Genomic DNA, 1,829 nt, shown 5'->3' on the forward strand with positions numbered 1-1,829 from the left:
GCGCCCGCGCCCGCCACCGCGCTGCTCGCGATCGGCAAAAAGTTCATCGATGGCTCCAAGGTCCATCTCGACGACCAGCCGCTCGTGACCCGCTGGAAAGACCCCGAGCACCTCGAAGCCGACGTGCCGCTCGAGGTCCTCAAAACCGCCGGCGTCTACCGCGTCAAAGTGGTCACACCCGCGCCCGCCGGCGGCGCGTCGCAGTCCTTGAGCTTCACCGTGCAAAACCCCGTGCCGGTGCTGAATAACGTCGCGCCGCTCGAGGTGCCTTCGAAGAAAGGCGATCAAATTATTAACCTGACGGGGAGCAACTTCGTCCTGGCCTCCCAAGTGTTCTTCGGCGCCCAAGCGCTTGCAACCACGTTCGTCAGCGCGACCGAACTTCGCGCGACCATTCCGGGCGCGCTCCTTACCACTTCCGGCGTTGTCCCGATCACGGTGTTCAATCCGGCTCCCGGGGGCGGTACTTCCGGCTTCATTAACTTAACGGTGCGCAGCGCCGGTCCCGTCATCACCGGCTTCGCGCCGACGCAAGGGCCGGTCGGGAGCGAAGTGACTATTACCGGTGAGAACTTCGACGCTCTGAGCCCGGGCAGTAATCAAGTTCGCTTCAACGGCGCGCTCGCCGTTGTCTCCCAGGCGACACCGACCCAACTTAAAGTCATCGTGCCCTTAGCGGCCACCACGGGCCCCGTCTCCGTCACCAACGCCACCGGCACCGCCACGAGCACCAGTCCCTTCACCGTTCTCGTCACCGAAGATTTCACCATCGCGGTCGCGCCGGGGAACGTCAAACTTCCGTTGGGCGGCAACGCCGCCGCGCTCGTTCAGCTGACGAGCACGGGGTTAAGGCCCTACCAGCAACTCATCGATCTCACGGTCACCGGTCTGCCGGCGGGTTTAGAGGCCGCTTTCAATCAGGCGCGGCTGTCCCGGCTCCAGCCTGTGCTTCTGACCTTGAAAACCACCGCTGCCGTCGCCGCCGGCAGCTATCCCGTTACCGTTACGGCAAGAGGCCTTTCCGACGGCCGCCAGGTCACGCGCAATCAAACGTTCACCCTCGAGGTGCTTGCCGCCGGCACCACCACCTTGAGCGGGCGCGTCGTGCACGCCTCCGACGACCGCCCCTTCGTGGGTGCCATCGTTCGTCTCGGCACGGAGACCGCCGTCACGAACGAAGCCGGCCAGTACCGCTTCATTAACCCGATCCTGCGGGGCGATCAGGTCATACTGATCGACGGCCACACCAACAACACTCCGGCGATCGAATTTCCCTCCTCGATCGTGCTGCCCGTTCACATCGCCGAGGGCCAGGACAACGTCGCTTTAACGAGCTTCTTGCAAGGCATCGACACCACTAGCTTCACCCAAATCACCCCCGGTGCCGCCGCGACCGTTACGACCCCCGAGATCCCGAACTTCGCCTTGAAGATTCCCCAAGGCGCGACCTTGATCGGCTGGGACGGCCAACCCATCGACAAGATCAACGTCCGTACCGTCACCGTCGATCGGCTCCCCATCCGCCCGCTGCCCGCGGGCGTGAACACCCGCACCGTCTATCTCTACTACTTCTTCCGCCCCGGCGGCGCCTTCCCCTCCGAGCCGATTCCCGTGACCATGAACAACGACACCGGGGCGTTGCCGGGCGAGAAGGTCGAGCTCTGGTACTACGATGAATCCCCCGAGGCCGACCCGAGCTCCAACCAATGGCGCATCATGGGGCAGGGGACCGTGAGCGAAGACGGCAAATCGATCGTCTCCGACCCGGGCGTCGGCATCCCCAAGTTCTGCTGCGGCGCGACCTTTGCCAACCCGCCCCCACCACCGCC

The 1,829-nt window shown here is 64.5% G+C and carries 1 protein-coding gene; it reads left to right on the forward strand.

Going from position 1 to position 1,829, the window contains the following annotated elements:
- Positions 1-1,829 (forward strand): IPT/TIG domain-containing protein (locus VNN55_01765; protein HWO56270.1); only part of this gene is annotated, 1,829 nt, incomplete at both ends.

Source organism: bacterium (assembly GCA_035559435.1).
GTDB lineage: Bacteria > Zixibacteria > MSB-5A5 > WJJR01 > WJJR01 > JACQFV01.